The 21313-nt window shown below is 63.0% G+C and carries 22 protein-coding genes; 15 read left to right on the top strand and 7 right to left on the bottom strand.

From position 1 onward, the window contains the following. Nucleotides 1–106 precede the first annotated feature (106 nt). The 5 genes from O3301_RS00360 to O3301_RS00340 all read left to right on the top strand — a co-directional run bounded on the left by O3301_RS00360 (nt 107) and on the right by O3301_RS00340 (nt 5266). Complete coding sequence (locus O3301_RS00360) at nt 107–958, top strand: flagellin (protein ID WP_099664377.1); 852 nt, start codon at nt 107–109, stop codon at nt 956–958. A 184-nt stretch (nt 959–1142) separates the two neighbouring features. Further along, complete coding sequence (locus O3301_RS00355; RefSeq protein ID WP_099664378.1) at nt 1143–1994, top strand: flagellin; 852 nt, start codon at nt 1143–1145, stop codon at nt 1992–1994. Nucleotides 1995–2178: 184 nt separating this feature from the next. Further along, nucleotides 2179–3057, top strand: coding sequence for a flagellin (locus tag O3301_RS00350; protein WP_289915600.1), 879 nt, complete (start codon nt 2179–2181; stop codon nt 3055–3057). A 173-nt stretch (nt 3058–3230) separates the two neighbouring features. After that, entirely contained in the window at nt 3231–4109 is an 879-nt protein-coding gene (locus O3301_RS00345) for a flagellin (RefSeq protein ID WP_099664379.1), read from the top strand. A gap of 56 nt (nt 4110–4165) precedes the next feature. Further along, on the top strand, nt 4166–5266 hold the full coding sequence (locus tag O3301_RS00340; protein ID WP_305055155.1) for a hypothetical protein: 1101 nt from the start codon (nt 4166–4168) through the stop codon (nt 5264–5266). A 68-nt stretch (nt 5267–5334) separates the two neighbouring features. On the opposite strand, the gene O3301_RS00335 is transcribed toward O3301_RS00340, so the two are convergent. The 7 genes from O3301_RS00335 to O3301_RS00305 all read right to left on the bottom strand — a co-directional run bounded on the left by O3301_RS00335 (nt 5335) and on the right by O3301_RS00305 (nt 11790). Continuing rightward, the gene (locus tag O3301_RS00335; RefSeq protein WP_289905387.1) at nt 5335–7422 is read right to left on the bottom strand and encodes a flagellar biosynthesis protein FlhA; all 2088 of its coding nucleotides are present in this window, start codon (nt 7420–7422) and stop codon (nt 5335–5337) included. Then, nucleotides 7419–8558: a flagellar biosynthesis protein FlhB gene (locus O3301_RS00330; protein WP_077403194.1), complete on the bottom strand. Its 1140-nt coding sequence runs from the start codon at nt 8556–8558 to the stop codon at nt 7419–7421. The genes O3301_RS00335 and O3301_RS00330 overlap by 4 nt, the downstream gene beginning before the upstream one ends. A gap of 134 nt (nt 8559–8692) precedes the next feature. Further along, complete coding sequence (locus tag O3301_RS00325; RefSeq protein WP_077403190.1) at nt 8693–9490, bottom strand: flagellar biosynthetic protein FliR; 798 nt, start codon at nt 9488–9490, stop codon at nt 8693–8695. A gap of 11 nt (nt 9491–9501) precedes the next feature. Next, nucleotides 9502–9774 carry a flagellar biosynthetic protein FliQ gene (locus O3301_RS00320; protein WP_034757874.1) on the bottom strand — a complete coding sequence of 91 codons (273 nt, stop codon included), beginning with the start codon at nt 9772–9774 and terminating at the stop codon, nt 9502–9504. Nucleotides 9775–9777: 3 nt separating this feature from the next. Next, on the bottom strand, nt 9778–10548 hold the full coding sequence (gene fliP / locus O3301_RS00315; protein ID WP_251349167.1) for a flagellar type III secretion system pore protein FliP: 771 nt from the start codon (nt 10546–10548) through the stop codon (nt 9778–9780). Then, the gene (locus O3301_RS00310; protein WP_077403184.1) at nt 10545–10910 is read right to left on the bottom strand and encodes a FliM/FliN family flagellar motor switch protein; all 366 of its coding nucleotides are present in this window, start codon (nt 10908–10910) and stop codon (nt 10545–10547) included. The genes fliP and O3301_RS00310 overlap by 4 nt, the downstream gene beginning before the upstream one ends. A 1-nt stretch (nt 10911) precedes the next feature. Then, nucleotides 10912–11790 (bottom strand): FliM/FliN family flagellar motor switch protein, encoded by an 879-nt coding sequence (locus O3301_RS00305; RefSeq protein ID WP_257218649.1) that lies wholly within the window; start codon nt 11788–11790, stop codon nt 10912–10914. Between the two features lie 551 nt (nt 11791–12341). Between O3301_RS00305 and O3301_RS00300 the strand changes: the two genes are divergently transcribed. From O3301_RS00300 to O3301_RS00255, 10 genes are all read left to right on the top strand, one after another. Continuing rightward, a complete protein-coding gene (locus tag O3301_RS00300; protein ID WP_305055154.1) occupies nt 12342–12680 on the top strand; it encodes a flagellar hook-basal body complex protein FliE in 339 nt (112 codons plus the stop codon). A 60-nt stretch (nt 12681–12740) separates the two neighbouring features. Beyond that, entirely contained in the window at nt 12741–14471 is a 1731-nt protein-coding gene (gene fliF, locus O3301_RS00295; RefSeq protein WP_305055153.1) for a flagellar basal-body MS-ring/collar protein FliF, read from the top strand. After that, the gene (locus O3301_RS00290) at nt 14449–15489 is read left to right on the top strand and encodes a flagellar motor switch protein FliG (RefSeq protein ID WP_077403172.1); all 1041 of its coding nucleotides are present in this window, start codon (nt 14449–14451) and stop codon (nt 15487–15489) included. Before fliF ends, O3301_RS00290 begins: the two co-directional genes overlap by 23 nt. Beyond that, entirely contained in the window at nt 15486–16175 is a 690-nt protein-coding gene (fliH, locus tag O3301_RS00285) for a flagellar assembly protein FliH (protein WP_034787861.1), read from the top strand. Before O3301_RS00290 ends, fliH begins: the two co-directional genes overlap by 4 nt. Further along, the gene (gene fliI / locus O3301_RS00280; protein ID WP_077403166.1) at nt 16172–17482 is read left to right on the top strand and encodes a flagellar protein export ATPase FliI; all 1311 of its coding nucleotides are present in this window, start codon (nt 16172–16174) and stop codon (nt 17480–17482) included. Before fliH ends, fliI begins: the two co-directional genes overlap by 4 nt. Before the next feature lie 8 nt (nt 17483–17490). Then, complete coding sequence (locus O3301_RS00275; RefSeq protein ID WP_046684908.1) at nt 17491–17928, top strand: flagellar export protein FliJ; 438 nt, start codon at nt 17491–17493, stop codon at nt 17926–17928. Nucleotides 17929–18017: 89 nt separating this feature from the next. Continuing rightward, the gene (gene fliD / locus O3301_RS00270) at nt 18018–19427 is read left to right on the top strand and encodes a flagellar filament capping protein FliD (RefSeq protein WP_289915603.1); all 1410 of its coding nucleotides are present in this window, start codon (nt 18018–18020) and stop codon (nt 19425–19427) included. A gap of 50 nt (nt 19428–19477) precedes the next feature. Beyond that, nucleotides 19478–19867: a flagellar export chaperone FliS gene (fliS, locus tag O3301_RS00265; protein WP_070219791.1), complete on the top strand. Its 390-nt coding sequence runs from the start codon at nt 19478–19480 to the stop codon at nt 19865–19867. Next, complete coding sequence (locus O3301_RS00260; protein ID WP_305055152.1) at nt 19860–20177, top strand: hypothetical protein; 318 nt, start codon at nt 19860–19862, stop codon at nt 20175–20177. Before fliS ends, O3301_RS00260 begins: the two co-directional genes overlap by 8 nt. Next, nucleotides 20174–21313 carry a flagellar hook-length control protein FliK gene (locus O3301_RS00255; protein WP_305055151.1) on the top strand — a complete coding sequence of 380 codons (1140 nt, stop codon included), beginning with the start codon at nt 20174–20176 and terminating at the stop codon, nt 21311–21313. The genes O3301_RS00260 and O3301_RS00255 overlap by 4 nt, the downstream gene beginning before the upstream one ends.

Here is a 21313-nt window from a genome sequence, read left to right as displayed (position 1 = left end):
AATATTTCCATGTAGCATTTAATACATAAGCAGAAATAGCCGCCTTGTGCTTGTGAGAGCAGAAAAATAGCGCGTCTCGCTGAATATATCCTACAGGAGCAATACAATGCTGAGCCTTCACACCAATAACGCATCGCTGTCCGCACAAAACTCGATCGCCAAGACCCAATCTCAACTGTCGACCTCGATGACCCGCCTGTCCACCGGCTACCGCATCAACTCGGCAATGGACGACGCTGCCGGCCTGCAGATCGCTACCCGCCTGAAAGCACAGACCAGCGGCATGACGGTCGCCATGAGCAACACGCAAAACAGCACCTCGATGCTGCAAACGGCTGAAGGCGCGTTCGGTGAAGTCACCAACATGCTGGTGCGCATGAAAGATCTGGCCACGCAAGCTGCCGATGCTTCGTCGAACACGGCCGACAAGGACGCCATGCAAGCCGAGTACGACGCACTGGGCCTGGAATTGTCCAACGTGATGAACAACACCACGTTCGGCGGCCAAGCTCTGCTGACCGGCGGCACCATCGCCAGCGCCATGACGTTCCAGATCGGCGCTGCGAAGTCGGAAACGATGACCATCAACCTGTCCACCTCGATGGGCAGCGTCGCCACCGCACTGGGTTCGGCCACCGCCAACTTCACCGGCACCGCCGGCGGCACCGAACTGAAAACCCTGGCCAACACGGCCATCGGCAGCCTGGTTTCGGCCATCGACAGCATCGGCGTGGTACGTTCGGCACTGGGCGCCGCTGCCAACCGCCTCGACCACGTCAACAGCAACCTGTCGAACATCTCGACCAACACCAAGGCCGCTACCGGCCGCATCATGGACGTTGACTTCGCCACCGAAAGCTCGAACATGACATCGTCGCAGATGCTGCTGCAAGCTGGCACCGCGATGCTGAAACAAAGCAACAGCATGTCCTCGATGGTCATGTCCTTGCTGCAATAATCACCGGCGCCTCGCGCCACATGAAAGCCCCGGCAAGCGATTGCCGGGGCTTTTTTTCATGGCCGCGCGCCAGATAAAAAATTTCCATGTGGAATTTAATGAAAGACGCTCCCCTGTCGCCTTGTAGGGGTGAGGGCAAGAAATTACCTGCCGCTCGACGAATTCACTTACCAGGAGCAATACAATGCTGAGCCTTCACACCAACAACGCATCGCTGTCCGCACAGAACTCGATCGCCAAGACCCAATCGCAACTGTCGACCTCGATGACCCGCCTGTCGACCGGCTACCGCATCAACTCGGCAATGGACGACGCTGCCGGCCTGCAGATCGCTACCCGCCTGAAAGCACAGACCAGCGGCATGACGGTCGCCATGAGCAACACGCAAAACAGCACCTCGATGCTGCAAACGGCTGAAGGCGCGTTCGGTGAAGTCACCAACATGCTGGTGCGCATGAAAGACCTGGCCACGCAAGCTGCCGATGCTTCGTCGAACACGTCCGACAAGGACGCCATGCAAGCCGAATACGACGCATTGGGCCTGGAATTGTCCAACGTGATGAAAAACACCACGTTCGGCGGCCAAGCTCTGCTGACCGGCGGCACCATCGCCAGCGCCATGACGTTCCAGATCGGCGCCGCGAAGTCGGAAACGATGAGCATCAACCTGTCCACCTCGATGGGCAGCGTCACCGCCGCACTGGGTTCGGCCAGCGCCAACTTCGGCGCCGCCGGCCTGGGCACCGAACTGACCGCCAGCGCTAACGCCGCCATCGGCAGCCTGGTTTCGGCCATCGACAGCATCGGCGTGGTACGTTCGGCACTGGGTGCCGCCGCCAACCGCCTCGACCACGTCAACAGCAACCTGTCGAACATCTCGACCAACACCAAGGCCGCTACCGGCCGCATCATGGACGTCGATTTCGCCACCGAAAGCTCGAACATGACCTCGTCGCAAATGCTGCTGCAAGCCGGCACCGCGATGCTGAAACAAAGCAACAGCATGTCCTCGATGGTCATGTCCTTGCTGCAATAATCACCGGCGCCTCGCGCCACATGAAAGCCCCGGCAAGCGATTGCCGGGGCTTTTTTTCATGGTGGCGCGCCAGATAAAAAATTTCCATGTGGAATTTAATGAAAGACGCTCCCCTGTCGCCTTGTAGGGGTGAGGGCAAGAAATTACCTGCCGCTCGACGAATTCACTTACCAGGAGCAATACAATGCTGAGCCTTCACACCAACAACGCATCGCTGTCCGCACAGAACTCGATCGCCAAGACCCAATCGCAACTGTCGACCTCGATGACCCGCCTGTCGACCGGCTACCGCATCAACTCGGCAATGGACGACGCTGCCGGCCTGCAGATCGCTACCCGCCTGAAAGCACAGACCAGCGGCATGACGGTCGCCATGAGCAACACGCAAAACAGCACCTCGATGCTGCAAACGGCTGAAGGCGCGTTCGGTGAAGTCACCAACATGCTGGTGCGCATGAAAGATCTGGCCACGCAAGCTGCCGATGCTTCGTCGAACACGGCCGACAAGACCGCCATGCAAGCCGAATACGACGCACTGGGCCTGGAACTGTACAACGTGATGACCAATACCACGTTCGGCGGCCAGAATCTGCTGGGCGCCGGCACGACCGGCACGGGCACCCTGTCGGAAGCCAAGATGACCTTCCAGATCGGCGCCGCCAAGTCGGAAACCATGGACTTCACCGTGCAAGCAGGCATGGTCACGCTGGACGGCGCGCTGAAAGGCCTGTCCGCCAACAACTTCAAGGCAGCCAGCGCCGGCGTCGGCACGGAACTGACCGGCACGGCAAACGCCACGATCGACCTGCTGAAAAATGCCATCGACAATGTCGGCACGATCCGCTCCTCCCTGGGCGCCGCCGCCAACCGCCTCGACCACGTCAACAGCAACCTGTCGAACATCGCCACCAACACCAAGGCCGCTACCGGCCGTATCATGGACGTTGACTTCGCCACCGAAAGCTCGAACATGACGTCGTCGCAAATGCTGCTGCAAGCCGGCACCGCGATGCTGAAACAAAGCAACAGCATGTCCTCGATGGTCATGTCCTTGCTGCAATAATCTTTGCCGGGCCGCTTGCGGCCAGCAACGCCAAGCCAGACTGCGGTCTGGCTTTTTTTATGCGCGAAACGTATTTATTTGACTATATTGCCTTTCGATTTAACAATGCGGGCGGCGCAGTCGCCTATACAAGGTAGACCCGATTCACCCTCACCGCCCACCGGAGCCGCCTTGTGCTGAGCATTCACACCAATATCGCCGCAATGTACGCCCAAAGCGCCGCCGCCAGTGCGCAAAGCCGGCTGGCGACATCGATGCAGCGCCTGTCCACCGGCTTTCGCATCAACTCGGCCATGGACGACGCCGCCGGCTTGCAGATCGCCACGCGCCTCAGCGCCCAGGTCAGCGGCATGACGGTGGCCATGCGCAACACGCAGAACAGCACCTCGATGCTGCAGACGGCCGAAGGCGCGTTTGGCGAAGTCACCGACATGCTGGTGCGCATGAAAGACCTGGCCACGCAGGCGGCCGACGCTTCGTCCAACCAGACCGACCGCGACGCCATGCAGTCCGAATACGATGCGCTGGGGCTCGAGCTGTACAACGTCATGACCAACACTTCCTACGGCGGCGGCTTGCTGCTGGGCAACGGCAGTGCCGGCAAGGGCACCCTGTCGGAGGCGATGACCTTCCAGATCGGCGCCAGCAGCAGCGAAACCATGCAGTTCGACGTGTCAGGCAAGATGGGCGGCCTGGACACCTTGCTGAAAGCCATTTCGGCCAACTTTGCTGCCAGCGGCACGGCCGGCAGCGAAATCGGCACGAATGGCAGCGCCAACAACATGATCGACCAGCTGGCGGCGGCGCTCGACCAGGTCGGCGGCGTGCGCTCGGCCCTGGGCGCGGCGGCCAACCGCCTCGACCACGTGCACAACAACTTGGCCAACATGGTCACCAATACCAAGGCCGCCATCGGCCGCATCATGGATGTCGATTACGCGGCGGAAAGCGCCAACATGGTCTCGGCACAAATGTTGCTGCAGGCGAGCACGGCGATGCTCAAGCAAAGCCAGAGCATGCAGAAAATGATACTGTCCCTGTTGCAGCCATGATGGCTGATACCGCCTGATTCACCGGCTCTTATAGACTTTCATCTGGACACAGTGGCATGGCGATAGACCGCATTTCATCGGGCAACCCGGTTCCCCTGATTACCCAGCGTTTCGACGTCAGCCCCGCGACGCCGATGGTGCCGGGCGTGGTTCAGCCGCTGGTGCCCATCGGCCCCTACATGGCGCCCGCGCCCGACGCCGGCACCCTGCCCGCCCAGCTGCAACAGCAGGGACAGGACAGCCTGGCGTCCCTCATCAAGCCGAATGCCGATGGGACGGGCGGCGCCCTACCGCGCGACAGCAGCGCCATGCAAGTCAATCAACTGTTCTTCACGCGCCAGCTGGTCTGGCAGCCGCCCGACGCGGCGCAGCTGGCCGCCTCGTGGCGCGTGATGGTCAAGACGTATGGCGAGCAATATGCTGCCTTGCAGGAACAGGCGCGCGGCCAGCACGTGCCGGGCAACCTGTTCATGGCCGAGCAGCAACCAGCCCTGCTGCGCGAAGGCGCCCGCCCCCCACTGACGGTCGATAGCGAAGCGTGGCGCTTCGCCGTGTATGGCTGGGGCGGCCAGCGCCTGCTGCTGCGCGTGCTGGCCAGCGACGAGGAAGACGATGCGACGCCCCGGCGGCGCGGCAAGGTGGCGCTGCGCGTGGAACTGATCATCATCGGCATCGGCCGGGTGGTGATCCAGATGGAACCGTCCGGCGACGGCGTGCTGCTGGAGCTGGCCGCCGACGAGGAAGCTGCATTGCGCCATGTGCGCCTGGCCCTGCCCGAGATCGCCGACGCCGTGCGGCGCGCCGGCCTGCGCGTCGTGCGCTGCCGCCTGAACCGCCAGCTGCACGCGCAGCGCGTGCACGGCAATTACCCGATGCAGGCGGGCGCCGCCTCGCTGTCGCTGGCCCTGTTCCGCGCCATGGCCGAAGTGGCGCTGCTGCTGACGCAGCCGGAAGCGGAAGCGGCGGCCGATCCCGATGCGCCCGCGGCCCCCGCGGACGCGGCCGAAGAGGAAACCATCATCGTCTCGAAGGAAGTGGCGGCGCCGCTCGGTTACGACTATGGCGACGAAGAAGAAACGGCGCAAGGCCGCACCGTGCTGCTGCTGGCCGACGGCCAGGAGCACGACCTGCTGCCGCCCATCGACGAGCAGGATTGAAGCAACAGAATTGATACAGCATAAAAAAACGGCGCCCGCAGCGCCGTTTTTCTTTTCATGCCAGCGTTTTATCCCACCGTGCCGATGATGCTCACTTCGCGGTTTTCCGGGATTTCGTTGTACGACAGCACATGCAGGCCCGGCGCGAACAGGCGCGCATAGCGGGCCAGCAGCGGACGGATCTGCGGCAGCACCAACAACAGCGGCGGCGTGGCCTGCTGCTTCATCTGCTCGCGCGCCACCGGCATGTTCACTTGCAGCTGCGACAGCAGGTGCGGATCGATCGGATAGTTATCCAAAGTCACCTTGCCCGCCTGGCGCGCCTGGTTCAGCGAACCGAGCAACATGTTTTCCAGTTCGCCGCCCAGGTTAAACGCCTGCATTTCCATCTTCTGGCCGAACAGGCCGCTGACGATCTGGCGCCGCAGCGCGCAACGCACCTCGGCCGCCAGCAGGATCGGGTCCTTGGTCGTTTCCGAACTGTCGAGCAAGGTGGTGGCGATGGGCACGATATCCTTCAGTGACACATTTTCCGCCAGCAAGACGCGGAACACGCGCAGCAGCTGCGTGTGCGTGAGCGCCTTGTCCAGCGCGCCGGCGAGCTTGGGCGACAGGGCCGTCAGGCGTTCCATCATGTTCGAGACGTCTTCGTGGCGGAACAGTTCCGGCAAGTATTCGCGCACCATCTTCGACAAGTGCGTGGCGATCACGCTGGGCGCCTCGATGACCTGGTAGCCGAGACCCAGCGCATGCGCCTTCTCGCTTGGCTCGATCCACGTGACGGGCATGCCGTAGGCCGGCTCGATGCCGGGAATGCCGTCCAGCTGGCCATACACGTTCGGCGACGGGATCGCCATCAGGCGGTCGGCCTGCACTTCCGCCTGCGCCACCACGGTGCCCGACAGCACGATCGCGTATTGCGACGGCTTCAGGGCCAGGTCGTCGCGCACGCCGATATTCGGCAACAGCAAGCCCATCGCTTCAGACAGGCTCTGGCGCACGCCCTTGACGCGCTTGTTCAACGGTTCGCCTTGCGTTTTATCAACCATGCCGACCAGTTTATAGCCTAGCATCACCATCATCGGCTGCACGGCAGGCAGTTGCTGCCACTCCAGCTCGGCCGGGCGCTCCTCGCGCAAGGCTGCCTCGATGGCCGCCATGCCGGCCGCGTCGGGCCCCTTCACGCGCTTGGTCAAACGCCAGGCCACGAAGGCCAGCACGGCCGCAAACGTCATGAACATGAACCACGGCATGCCCGGAATCAGGGCCAGCGCCACCATCATGCCGGCCGCGCTGTAAATCACCGTCGGCGACGTCAGCACCTGGCCTGCCACTTGCTGTTCGAAGTCGCCCGAATCGCTGATGCGGGTCACCAGGATGGCGGCCGCAGCCGACAGCAGCAGCGCCGGAATCTGCGCCACCAGGCCATCGCCGATGGTCAGCAGTGCGTACTGACGGAAAGCGTCGCCGAACGACAGGTCGTGCATCAGCGAGCCGATGGCCACGCCGCCCACCATGTTGATGATCAAAATCAGGATACTGGCGACGGCATCGCCGCGCACGAACTTCGACGCGCCGTCCATGGCGCCGTAGAAATCCGCTTCGGCGGCCACGTCCTTGCGGCGGATCTGGGCTTTTTCCTGGTTGATCAGGCCGGCGTTCAGGTCGGCATCGATGGCCATCTGCTTGCCCGGCAAGGCATCGAGGGTAAAGCGCGCGGACACTTCCGAGATACGCTCGGCGCCCTTGGTGACGACGGCGAAGTTGATAATCATCAAGATCACGAAGACCACGATACCGACGACGAAGTTGCCGCCGATCACGACGTTACCAAACGCCTCGATCACCTTACCGGCCGCATCCGCGCCCGTGTGGCCGTGCAGCAGCACCACGCGCGTCGATGCCACGTTCAGTGTCAGCCTGAGCATGGTGGTGGCCAGGATCACCGTCGGGAAGACGGAGAAATCGAGCGGCCGCTTGGCCGACACGCTGACGAGGATGACGATCAGTGCCAGCACGATATTGAAAGTGAACAAGATATCGAGCAGCACCGGCGGCAGCGGCAGGATGATCATTGCCAGGATCACCAGCAGGAACAGCGGCGTGGCGAACTTGTGGCGGCGCATTTCGGCAACCAACCGGTTCAGGAAATTCATGAAGGTACTACCTCGCTCAAATGAGATGGCACGACCACCTCGGTGGGAAATGGGGGCTGGGCAGCGCGCTGCCCAGAACGGAATGCTTTCAGCTGCAGGATGTAGTTGAGCACCTGCGACACGGCCTGGTACAGCTGCACGGGAATCTGCTGCTGCACCTGGCTGGTGTTGTAGATGGCGCGCGCCAGCGGCGGCAACTCCAGCGTTTCAATATCGTGTTCCTTCGCCACTTGCCGGATATACAGCGCCATCTCGTCGACGCCCTTGGCAACGACAAACGGCGCCTCGGCGCGGTCCTGGTCATACTTCAATGCAACGGCGTAATGCTCGGGATTGACGATCACCACATCGGCGTCGGGCACGGTCTTGCGCACGCTGCGCCGGCCGATCTGCTGCTGCAGCTGGCGGATGCGCTGGCGCACTTCGGGACGCCCTTCGCTGCTTTTATGTTCTTCCTTGACATCCTGCTTGCTCATGCGCTGGTTGCGGGCAAAGAAGAACGCCTGCGCCGGCACATCGATGATGGCAAACAGGACAAAGACGGAAATGAGCGCCATCAAGCCGTCGAGCATCAGCGCCGAGCCGTCGAGCATGGCCTGCTGCAGGGGCCGGTGTTGCAAATCCACGTATTGCGTCAGGCTGGAGCGGCTCACATGCACGAGCACCATGCCCAGCACGGCGGCCTTGGCGATGGACAGGCCGAATTCAAAAGCATGTTTGGGCGCAAACAGACGGCCCAGGTTCTTGGCCGGGCTCAGGCGCTCCATCTTCGGCATCCAGTTCTTCGTGCTGATGACCCAGCCGCCAGGGATCAAGGAGCCGAGCACGACGAACAGGGGCACGCAAAACAGCGGCACGATCATCTTGATCAGCAAGCCCACCGACGTCGTAAACGCCATCGACATGGCATTTTCCAGCGCGCCCTTGCTGTCGAGCGGCATGAAAGCCATGGCGAACAGCTCGCGAAAGCTCAGCAGATAGCTTGGCAGCAGGTAAATGAAAACCTTCATGCTGATCAGGATGCCCAGCGCCGTCGACAGGTCGCGCGAACGCACCACCTGCCCTTCCTGGCGCGATTTCTTCAGCTTTTGCTGTGACGCCTTTTCTGTCTTGTCGCCCGTGCTGCTATCCGCCATGGGCCACACCTTTCCGCACCTGCCCTGCAAGCGTAGCGAGCAAGTTCAATGCCGAGTTGAGTAGCGCAGCTGTACGGAGGTACAGCGAACGGATGCCCGGAAGTGGACTGCGCAGTAGCTTGTTGGCACGTGCGCTATCCATGGGCCACCCGCATCTGTTCGGCGATCATTTCCAGCACGCGATTCGTCATGGCGATGTAGTGCTCGGGGATAAAGCGCACGATCTGCCCCAGCATCAGCAGGCCGAACACGGTGATCATGGAAAAACCCAGCGAAAACAGGTTCAGCGACGGCGCCACCCGGTTCAGGAAGCCAAAGCCCAGCTGCACCACCATGGTGGAAAAGACGATGGGCAAGGCCAGCAGCATGGCGGCGGCGAAAATCCACGCCACGTTATACGCCACCGTCTGCAGCAGCAGCGGCCCGTAGCCCTGCCCCACGGGCCAGGCCGTGAAACTGGCGCCGATCACGCCCGTCAGCACGAGGTGGCCGTCGATGGCGAAAAACACGATCATGCACATGATGGTGAGCATCCCCGTGATCACGTCCGACGAGGTGCCATTGAGCGGGTCGTTCATGACGGCCATGGAAAAGCCCACCTGGCTCGACACCAGGTAACCGAGCACCGACATGACGGACATGGCGAAGTGGAAGGCCAGGCCGAGGACGAAGCCGATGATGGCCTGCTCCAGGGTGGCGACGGCGGCGTGCAGGGAAAACGGATCGATCTTCAGCAAGTCCTGCGAGATGCCCGACGCCTGCATCACGGGCAGCATCAGGATCGCCAGCACCAGCGACAGCAGCACCCGCACGGGGACGGGCACCATGGCGTCGCCGATCACGGGCGAGGCGCTGAGCATGGCCAGGATGCGGCAGAACGGCCACCACACGGCCAGCAGAAACGGCAGCACCTGATTGAAAATCTGATCCATGGCGCGCGGCGCTATCCGACCAGGGTGGCGGCGCGCTGAAAAATGGACACGCAATAATCCATCAGGTAACCGGCCATCCAGCGGCCGGCCAGGATCAGGGCCAGCAGGGTGACCAGCAGGCGCGGCAGGAAACTCATGGTCTGTTCATTGATCGAGGTGGCCGCCTGCACCAGCGCGACCAGCAAGCCCATGAGCAAACCGGGCACGACCAGGATCACCACCAGCAGCATCACGACGTGCAGCGCTTCGATGATCAGGTCGACGGCGACTTCAGGGGTAAACATGGATCAATAGCCCTGTATGCTGGTAACAAGCGTGTTGACGGTCAGGGTCCAGCCGTCGACGAGCACGAACAGCAGCAGCTTGAACGGCAGCGAAATCACCAGCGGCGAGAGCATCATCATGCCCATGGCCATCAGCACGGACGCCACCACCAGATCGATGATGAGGAACGGTATGAACAGCATGCACCCGATCTGGAACGCCGTCTTGAGTTCGGACAACACAAACGCGGCCAGCTTGACCGTGAAACTGTGGTCTTGCGGGCGCATGGTCGACGGTTCGCCGGCCAGGTGCGCGATCTGCGCCAGCGCGGCCTTGCTCGTCTGCGCCAGCATGAAGCGCGAAATCGGCACTTCGGCGATCTTCAGCGCTTCCTGCATGCCGATCTGGTCGCGGTCGTACGGCACGAACGCTTCCTTCCACACCTGGTCGCCGATGGGGCGCATGACCAGCAGGGTGAGGATCAGGGCGATGCCCGTGACGATGCGGTTGGGCAAGCCCTGCTGCAGGCCCAGGGCCTGGCGCAGCAGGGACAGCACGATGACGAAGCGGGTAAAGCTGGTCATCATCATGACCATCACGGGCAGCAGCCCGAGCAGGGTCATGACGACGAGGATCTGCATCTTCACCGACAGGTCGGTCTTCGCGCCCGGCACCACGCCGGACAGCAGGTCCTGCGCGCCAGCGGCGTTGCAGCACAGCATCAGAACGGGAACAGCCAGCGCGGCAGCCAGCGCGCCGCGGCGCCGGCTCAAGCCGGGTACCGCCAGCTTCATGCTGTCATCAGGTCGAGATTGAGGCCGTCGAGGTCGATGACTTTCAGGCCATAGTTCTCGCCGGCCACCACCACTTCGGCACGGCCGATCGGCGTGCCGTTGACCTTGATCACCAGCGGTTCGCCGGCCAGCATGTCGAGTTCAATCACGCTTTCCGGGCCGATGGCCATCAATTCTTCCAGCGAAATGCGGGCCGAGCCCACTTCCAGGGTCAGGGTAACGGGAATCTTGCGCATCATCTGCGGAATGTCGCGCCGCGCGCGGCCGCTGGCCACGTCGGACACGTCGCCCTGGTCGATGATCATGTCATCGCCCAGGTCTTCCAGCAGGGTTTCGCTCTGGTTGGTATCGGTCATATTCATATTATTCGACATCTTCAAAGGAGGTTAAACAGAGCTTGCCCTTGTGTTCGGAAACAGCAGCTGTAAAGAGACGGGAGTCGTCGAGCATGACGTCGGTACGGCTGAGGCTAACGGGAATCACGTCGCCCACGCGCAAGTCGAACAAGGCGCCCAGCTGCACCTGTTTGCTGACGAGCCGGCCTTCCAGGGTCACTTGCAGGCGCGACGCGAGCGGACGCACGCTGCCGCGCAAGGCTTTCTTCGCCTGCGCGCGCTCTGGCAGCAAGCCGCGCAGCACGTCGGCCATCAGGCGCTTGTCCAGCGAGAACCAGAACTGGCCGCTCTGCCCCGCCTCGACGTCGCTGAGCGCCACCGTGACGATCCAGCTGCCGCGCGCCGGATGCACGCCCGACTGTGCGGCGACCTCGGCACTGGTGTCGATGTCGCTGCTTTTGCCCAGGGTTTGCAGGTTCTTGTGGACGCGGGAGAACAAACTGTTCACCAACTGTTGTCCAAGCACCACAGCGAGGCGCTCTTCCGTAGCCGTCACGCGCACCTGCGCCGGATCGGGCAGCGCGCCCTTGGCGCCGGCACTACCATAGCGATAGTTCAGCACGCTCAAGAGTATCTGCCGTTCGAGGGCAAAGCCCGTCTGGCTGGCCGGCGTGGAGAAACTCAGCCAGCGGTTCACGCTGTCCTCGTTTTCCACGCGCGACAAGGTCACGGCATCGATCTGGAAATTCCCCCAGTAGCGGCGACTCATCGGCTGGCGCAGGGCCACGGCCAGGTCGTCGCGCAGCTGGGCGCCGAATACATGCAGCAAATGGACAGGACGTCCAAGCAGACAGGAATCGAGGACTTGATGGCGCACAGTTTGATCTGTCTTGGTAAGGATTGTCATGTAGTGGTCATGTCGGTATTGCGGTGGCAGAACAAATTATACGGATCGCCCGAAATTAAATACAGCATCATCTTGACCTGGCGTACCGGTCTGCAAGCAAACGATTGCGCATCGTATCGCATGCTGGATGACTACGGTGCTGAACAATACATGAAAAAGCTAAATATTGCCATGTATCAATATTCCTTGAGGCAATCCTCTCTTTACTTTATAGTTGCCGCGAGGTAAGCTTATAGCGACAAAATATAGATTTGCAGTGCGCCATTCCGCTTACCTGATTCCGGTTTTCATGGCAGTTTCCAGTCCCGCTTATTGCCACCAGAAGAAACTTTTATCAGATAATTATTAGTTGTCATGGCCATGTGAATCACGTCGGCGCAGGTCTGCCGGGTTTGTTTGAATCTGCTTGAGCGGATGGTGTGGCAACTGATAAAACTGATGGGCCCTGTAAGCGGGCCGGGCAAGATGGCGTGGGATGTCATGCCTGCCGGAATGGCAACACCAGTAATTTCTGATTGATACGTCACCGCATATTGAAAGTAGAGGGCACGATGAGCAACGAACTCGCAGGTCTGATCAAGGCCGATCTGGCAGCACTGAGCAATGACGCGCGCGCCCTGGGCGCCAGCATCGCGCCCGCCGCCCAGTTCGGCGCGCCGGAACAATCCGGCTACTCCTTTGCGCAAAGCATGAAAGACGCCATCGGCAAGGTCAACGGCGATGACCGCATGGCGGCGCAGAAAATGAGCGACGTCGACAGCGGCAAGAGCGACGACATGGTCGGCGCCATGCTGGCCAGCCAGGAAGCGAGCCTGTCCTTCTCCATGTTGATGCAAGTGCGCAACAAGGTCATGGGCGCCGTCGACGAACTCATCAAACTGCCTCTGTAATCTTCACGTCCTGATCCACGCCCAGCCTCCCAGCGAAAGTTACCCCAAGTGATTACCCCCATGAAGTCCGCATTTGCGCGCTGGCGCCTTGGTGCCCAGCCCGCCATCCCGCCCGCCCTGCTGAAAAACCTGGTTCCCATCGTCGTGCTGGCCATCGGCATCACCGCCATGGTGACCATGTATGCCTGGCGCGACCAGGCCAACTACAAGCCGGTGTTTGGCGCGCGCGAAAAAGTGGCCGTGACGGACATGATGGCCACGCTGGACGCCGAACACATCCCCTACCGCCTGCATCCGGACAGCGGCCAGGTGCTGGTGCCCGACGCCATGCTGGGCAAGGTGCGCATGCTGCTCGCCTCGAAAGGCGTGACGGCGCAACTGCCGGCCGGCCTGGAACTGATGGACAAGAATGACCCGCTGGGCGTATCGCAATTCGTGCAGGACGTGCGCTTCCGCCGCGGCCTGGAAGGCGAACTGGCGCAAAGCATCATGACGATGGACGCGATCGCTTCGGCGCGCGTCCATCTGTCGATTGCGAAATCGACATCGTTCGTCGCCAGCGACGGCGACAAATCGTCCGCCTCGATCGTCGTGGCGCTGAAACCGGGCCGCACCCTGGCGCCGGAACAGATCGCCGCCGTCATCAACATGGTGGCCGGCAGCGTCGCCAGCCTGGCGCCCACGCGCGTGAGCCTGGTCGACCAGGGCGGCAACCTGCTGTCCGCGCACGTCGACCTGACGGACGGCTTCGACGCCTCGGCCGCCGGTAATGAAGGCGCGAAACGTTTCCAGGATGAAATCCGCCGCAACGTCACGGGCTTGCTCGGTCCCGTCATCGGCGAAGACAACTTCAAGCTCAGCGTGACGGCCGCCGTGAACAACGACCGCGTGGACGAAACGCTGGAAAAATACGGCGAAGCCCCGAAAGTGACGAGCGAAGCGATGCGCGAAGAGCAGGAACGCAACCGCACCGTGGCCGGCATTCCTGGCAGCCTGTCGAACCGTCCGCCGGCGGCTGCCGTGCCGGCACCGGCCGACGCAGCAGGCGCCGCACCCGCTGACGGCGCGCCGAAGCCGTCCGACGACGGCACGGCCCGCAAGAACGCCACCACGCGCCAGTACGCCTACGACCGCAGCATCACGCAGATCAAGCGCAGCCGTGGCCGCCTGGAAAAACTCAGCGTCGCCGTGGTCCTCAACAGCGCCGCCGCACCGAACCCGAAAACGGGCTGGACTCCTGCCGAACTGGGCAATATTGAAAAAATGCTCAACAGCGGCCTGGGCATCAACGCCCAGCGCGGCGACAGCCTGAGCCTGACGGCGCTGGCCTTCCCCGCCAAGCCGCCCGTGGCGCAGTGGTGGGAAGAGCGCGACACCGTCGTCGATTTCAGCAGCTGGCTGCTGTACGCCCTGGGCGCCATCCTCGGCTACTTCCTGATCCTGCGTCCGCTGCTGCGCCTGCTGACCACGCGCCTGGCGCCGCCGGCACTGAAACAGCTCGACCCTGCCCTGGCACTGGGCGGCAGCGCCGCCGCCGGCGCGACTGGCGCGGCCGTTGCCGGCGCGCCTGCCCTGGGCGTGAATGGCACACCGCTGGCGCTCGAAGGCGAAGCCGCCGGCGGCAGCATGCCGGTCGTGCCGCTACTGGAAAACTATGACTTGCCGCCACCTGGCTCGGCGGTCGACGTGATGGTCGACCACCTGAAAGTGCTGGCTGAAAAAGAACCCGAGCGTGTCGCCGAAGTCGTCAAACAATGGATGCAGAAAAATGGCCGAACTCAACAACAATAATCCCTCCGACGGCGCCGAATACGAAAGCGCCAGCCTGAACCCCGTGGAACAGGCTGCCATCGTGCTGCTGAGCATAGGCGAAGAACAGGCGGCCAACGTGCTGCGCTGCCTGTCGCGCGAAGAATTGCTGGAAGTCACGCAAGTGATGTCGCGCATGAGCGGCATCAAGGTCGAGTCCGTGAAAACGGCGATGCAGACCTTCTTCGACGACTACCGCCAGCAAAGCGGCGTGCACGGCGCCTCGCGCAGCTACCTGAAGCGTTCGCTGGACATGGCGCTGGGCAGCGATATCGCAAATAGCGTGCTGAACAACATCTACGGCGATGCGATCCGCCCCAAGATGGCGCGCCTGCAGTGGGCTTCGCCAAAATGGCTGGCCGAATACATCGTCAATGAACACGTGCAGATGCAAGCCGTGTTCCTGGCCTTTTTGCCGCCCGCGCTGGCCGGCCAGATCCTCGACGCCCTGCCCGTCGAAGGCCGCGACCTGGTCTTGCTGAACCTGGCGCGCCTGGACGAGATCGACCGCGACCTGCTGGTCGAGCTCGACGAACTGGTGGGCCGCTGCCTGGGCACGCTCGACACGCAAAGCACCAGCGTGGAAGGCATCCGCCAGGCGGCCGAGATTCTCAACCGCATGCCGGGCAACCGCGCCGCACTGGTCGAACTGCTGCGCGCGCACGACCCGGAAGTCGTGTCGGAAATCGAACTGAGCATGTACGACTTCCTGATCCTGGCCACGCAGAGCGATGTCACGCTCACGCGCATCCTGGAAGACGTGCCGATGGAACAGTGGGCCATCGCCCTCAAGGGTGCGGAACCGTCGATCCGCGACGCCGTGCTGAAAACCATGCCGCGCCGCCAGGCACAGAGCTTCGAAGACATGATGCGCCGTTCCGGCCCCGTACCTTTGAGCCGTATCGAACAAACGCGCCAGGAAATCATGGCCACCGTCAAGGGCCTCGCCGATGCGGGCGAGATCGAAGTGCAACTGTTTGCCGAAGCGGTGATCGAATGAAACACTTCCGCTCGTATCGTTTCCCGCCCCTGTCGCAATTCATCGCCGCCGGCCAGCGTGCCTCCAACGAGGACACGGACGGCCAGTGGCAGGCATCCGTCTCGGAAGGCTTTGAGCAGGGCCAGCGCGACGGCTACGAAGTGGGCCTGGTGCAAGGCCAGCAGGACGGCTACGACACCGGACGCAACGACGGCATGGCGCAGGGCCGAGAAGAAGGCCGCAATGAAACCCTGGTGGCGCTGGACCGCCTGGCGCGCCCCGTCGACGCCATCCTGCGCGACCTGAAAAAAGTGCGCGCCGACTACCGCGAAGCGCAGCGCAAGGAAGTGGTCGACCTGGTGGCCAAGGTGGCGCGCCAGGTGATCCGCGCGGAACTGGCGCTGCAGCCGGTGCAATTGCTGGCCCTGGTCGACGAGACCCTGGCCTCGATGCCGCCCACGCGCGAGGAAATCGACGTCTTCCTCAATCCGGAAGAACTCAAACGCATCAGCGAACTCGATCCGAAGCGCGCCAAGCGCTGGAACCTGATCGCCGACGCGCGCCTCGACGCGGGCGAATGCCGCATCAAGGCGGGCGACAATGAAGTCGACGCGGGCTGCCATCAGCGCCTGTCGGCCTGCATGGAACAAGTCAGCAGCCACCTGGCGCTGGCCGCCGAACACGCAGACCAGGGCGCGCCTGCATGATCGCCGACACGCTGCGCAGTTTCGAGATCGGCGATATCCCGGTCGCGACACCCACCGGCCGCCTGGTCGGCGCCTCCGGCCTGCTGCTGGAAAGCGCCGGCTGCCGCCTGCACACGGGCCAGCGTTGTCAAATTGAAACTGTGAGCGGCGAGTGGCTCGATGCGCAAGTCGTGGGTTTTCGCGAAAAACTGTCCTACCTGATGCCGTTCAAGAAGGCCACGGGCCTGACCACCGGCGCCAGGGTTCTGCCCTTGCCCGACAAGGCCAGCCTGCAGATCGGCCCGTCGTGGCTGGGCCGCATGGTGAATGGCCTGGGCGAGCCGATCGACGACCTGGGCCGCCTCGGCGGCGAACACATCCTGGAAGTCACGCCGCCGAAGATCAATCCCCTGAAGAAACAACCGGTGGTCGAACCGCTGGACGTGGGCGTGCGGGCGATCAACAGCATGCTAACCCTGGGCAAGGGCCAGCGCGTGGGCCTGATGGCTGGTTCCGGCGTGGGCAAGAGCGTGCTGCTGGGCCTGATCACGCGCCAGACGGTGGCCGATGTCGTCGTCGTCGGCCTGATCGGCGAACGGGGCCGCGAAGTGCGCGAATTCGTCGAAAAGTCGCTCGGCGCCGAAGGCTTGAAAAAAGCCGTGCTGGTGATCGCCCCGGCCGATGAATCGCCGTTGATGCGCATCATGGCCACCGAACTGTGCCATTCGATCGCCGCCCATTACCGCGACCAGGGCAAGCACGTGCTGCTGCTGGTCGACTCGCTGACGCGCTATGCGATGGCCTTGCGCGAAGTGGCGCTGGCCCTGGGCGAGCCGCCGGCCACGCGCGGCTACCCGCCGTCCGTGTTTTCGAACTTGCCGCAACTGGTGGAAAGCGCCGGCAATGGCGCCCACCCGGAAGGCAGCATGAGCGCCATCTACACGGTGCTGGCCGAGGGCGACGACCAGCAGGATCCCGTGGTCGACACGGCGCGCGCGATTCTCGACGGCCACATCGTGCTCACGCGCGAACTGGCCGAGCGGGGCCACTACCCCGCCATCGACATCGCCGCCTCGATCAGCCGCTGCATGGCGCAGGTGATCACGCCCACCCACATGCAGGCGGCGCGCGCGCTGAAAGCGTCGATGGCGCGCCATGCGCGCGTGCGCGACCTGATCCCGCTGGGCGCCTACGTGCCCGGCGCCGACCCGATCACCGACCGCGCCGTCCAGCTGCACGCGCCCATCGAAGCCTTCCTGTGCCAGGGCACCAAGGAAGAGGCGCCGATGGGGCCGTGCATCGAACAACTTGAACAGATCATGGCCTAGGAGCATACGTGAGCGACGCGCATACCATCCGCAACCTGACCACCCTGGTCGGCCTGCGCAGCACCGAAGTGGAACGCCTGCAAGGCGAAATGGCGGCGCAGACGGCCGTGCGCGAGCGCTACCAGAAAAACCTGGAGCGCTTGACGGGCCTGTACACGGATAGCGGCCCCAGCGGCGCCCTGCCCCTGGCCCTGTCCGTCAACTGCGGCAACTTCAAGCAAGCCGTCATGCAGATGGCCGACCAGCACCGTACCGACCTACATTTGCACGAAGCCAACATGGCCGTTTCGCAACGCGCGCTCAATACGGCCTGGGCCAAGCGCGAAGTGCTGGACCAGGTGCTGACGCAAAAGCAAAAGCATGTTGCAAATGAGCAACACCGAGTTGATGCCAAGCGGCAAGACGAGCTGGCGACGCAATTCTGGTTCCGCGGGCAGGTAAAATGAGGTTTGTGTAAGTTTCTTTCAGGAAAACTTCACAAAACGGGAATGGGGGTCGCCTTGTACCGGTATATCCCTTTATTCAGGAGTCTGGCATGGCAAGCGTAATTACTGCACCGCAATACGATCCGATCCCAACGGCCGAAAAACTGGCCACCAAGGCTGTCGCCGCGCAAAAGGCCGCCCTGCAGGCGCAAAACACGCTGGCCAGCAATACCAGCACGGCGCTGGGCAACCTGAAGTCGGCCATCTCGGCCTTCCAGAGCGCCATGTCGTCCATGACCAGCAGCAAGTCGGTGCTGAGCCAGTCCGCCACCTTCCCGGCCGCCGGTTACGGCACGGCCACGGCCGGCATCAATGCGACGCCGGGCACCTATTCCTTTTTTGTTGAAAAACTGGCCACGGCCAGCCAGATGTCGTACGGCGGCTTGAGCAGCGTCAATACCGCCGATGGCACGGGTACGCTGAAAGTGAAAATCGGCGATGGCGTGGGCGACAACACGCTCGACATCGACCTGGCCGCCGCCGACAAGGATGGCAACGGCACACTGACACCGCAGGAAATCGCTGCCGCCATCAACGGCAACAGCAAGAACAATTCGCGCGTCACGGCTTCCATCGTGACCATCAATAACCAGGCGCAACTGGTACTGACGTCGAATGCGACGGGCATTGCCAACGCCGCCACGCTCGACGCCAGCGCTGTCGACAATATCGCGCTGAAAGGCGCGCTGATCGCTCCGGCCAACATCAAGGAAGTCGTCAAGGCTGACGACGCCACCGTCTGGCTGGGCGGCAAACCTGGCGGCACGGCCATCACGCAGGCATCGAATACATTCACCAACGTGCAGGATGTGAAAATCACGTTCACGCGCGCCATGACTGCCGCCGAAGCGCCCGTCACGCTGACCGTCGCCACGGACAACTCCGGCACCGCCGCCAACGTGCAGGCGTTCGTCGATGCCTACAACAAGCTGAAAACCCTGATGGATGGCCTGGCCAGCCCCGGCAATCCGGAAAAGAACATCGCCGCAGGCATCTTCGCCCATGATTCCGGCCTGAACGCCCTGCGCAGCAGCATGGGCAATGCTCTGCGCCTGAACGTCAATGGCGTCTCGCTCGTGTCCTACGGCATTACGGCCCAGCGCGACGGCACCATCAGCCTCAACGCCGCCAAGCTGACGGCCAAGCTGGCAGACAACCCGACGGGCCTGGACAAGCTTTTTGGCAACAACAGCCTGTCCGCCCCGGCCGGCGTGCTCGGCAGCCTGGACAAGGTACTGGGCCAGTGGAGCAATGTCACCAAGGGCCAGATCACCCAGCGCCAGGCCGCCACGGACAAGCTGCAGAAAAGCCTGGTCAAGAGCGGCGAGCGCCTCACGGCCCAATATGACACGGCATACAAACGTTTCCTCGATCAATTTTCACGCCTGCAAGTAATGCAGGAGCAAATGAGCAAGACGTCCGATATGTTCGATGCCATGTTTAGCAACAATAAATCCTAAGGCGGATGCGCCTGCCGCGCCGCCACAGTTAACATAGCGAGAATACAATCATGTTAAACAATGAAGCTTACGGCAACTACCACGCCGTCAACCTGGATGCCCAGACCGCCCGCGCCACACCGGTCGAGCTGGTACTGGTGCTGACGGACGGCCTGCTGGAAGAACTGGCGCGCGCGCGCGGGCATATCGTGGGCAAGCGCTACGAACAAAAGGCCATCAGCCTGGATAAATGCACGCAGATCATCAACGGTCTGTCGAGTTCGCTCGATTTCGACAATGGCGGCGAAGTGGTGGTCAACCTGGCGCGCCTGTACGACTATTGCGTGGCCCGCCTGTACACGGCCGGCATCAAGCTCGACCCGACCCTGATCGACGAAGTGACGACCTTGATGACCACCATCAAGCGCGGCTGGGTGGGCGTCCAGGCCAACAATGCCTAGGCGCGCCGCGCTGCAGCAGCTGAGCCAGCAATTGAGCGCGGCCATCGCGCAGCCGGACTGGGAGGCGATGGCAAAACTCTCGGCCAGCCTGGCGAAAAACATCCCGCTGCTGGCTGAACGGGGCGCATGGAATGCGCTGGAACAAACAGAATTGTTGCAATTGCGCAAAATTCACGCGCAAGCGGTTAAAATTTGCTCTGAGGAAAAAGAACGCCTGGGATTACACCTGGGTGCATTACAGGCAAATAAGGAAGGTTGGGTCGCCTACGCCGCGCTCGGCGAATACGACTCGGACGGGAATCAAGCATGATCATGAACTTCAACACGGCGCCGGCCGCTCCGGCACCGGCAGCCTCCGCTGCATCCGCACCGGCGCCAGCGCCGGCACAGGCCGCTGCCTTGCCCGGTACGCCTAGTTATGGCAGCAGCGGGACAGCGCCCTCCGCGCTGCCTCTGTTTGCGCAGGTGCTCGATGTGACAGCCGTGGAAACGGCCGACGCCGGCGCACCCGCGCCTGCTCCCGCCAAGGACAGCGACAGCCAGGCCGACAGCAGCCTGCCGGCCATGGCCGCCCCCGTCATCGGCTTGCCGGTGACGATGCTGCCGCCAACGGACGCGGCCGCAGCCGAGGCGCGCGCCGCAGCGCAGGCACAAACACTGGTGCAGGCGAGTGCGGCGCAAGCCAACCCGGCACTCAACATCAGCCTGCATCCCGCTGCCGTCACCCTCTCCGCGCCGGCAATGGCGCCAGCGCCAGGGCGCGACACGCGCGAACCGCTGGCCGCCGCCAACCCGGCGACCGCCGCCAAGGGCAGCGCGCCGGCACAGCCGTTCGAAGCGCTGCTGCAACAGGGCGCTCCCGTGACGGCCGCCGCCGCCGCCGCCCCTGCCGCGCGCGAAGGCGAACGCGGCGCCGCGACGCCGGCCCCCGCCACGCCCAACCTGGGCTTGACGGGCGCAGTCGGCAATACGGCCACGGCGGCTCCGTCCGGCGACACCATCAAACTCAACGGCCCTGCCCAGCAATGGCAGGAACCGCTGCGCGAAGCACTCGGCGAACGCCTGCAGACGCAGATCGGCCGCAACAGCGAACACGCGACGATCCGCCTCGACCCGCCCATGCTGGGCCGCATTGAAATTTCCATCCGCCACACGGCTGGCGCGCTGCAGGTGAACGTCACGGCGTCGAACTCGGAAGTGTTGCGCCAGCTGCAAGGCATCGGCGAAAACATGCGCAGCGACCTGGCGCAGCGCCAGTACACCGAGGTGGCCGTGAATATCAGCGCCACCCCGCGCAGCCCCGCCGCCCAGGCGTTTGCCGAAGGCGATGCGCGCGGCCAGCGTCAACCGGGCCGCCAGAACGACGACGCGGAACCGGGACGCGCCCTGTCCGACGGCAGCCCTGCCGGTACCACTTACGCCATGCATGAGCGAGAGACTGCCTGA

The organism is Janthinobacterium sp. SUN211 (genome assembly GCF_030587315.1).
GTDB lineage: Bacteria > Pseudomonadota > Gammaproteobacteria > Burkholderiales > Burkholderiaceae_D > Janthinobacterium > Janthinobacterium kumbetense.
This window is presented reverse-complemented; position numbering and strand designations above follow the sequence as displayed.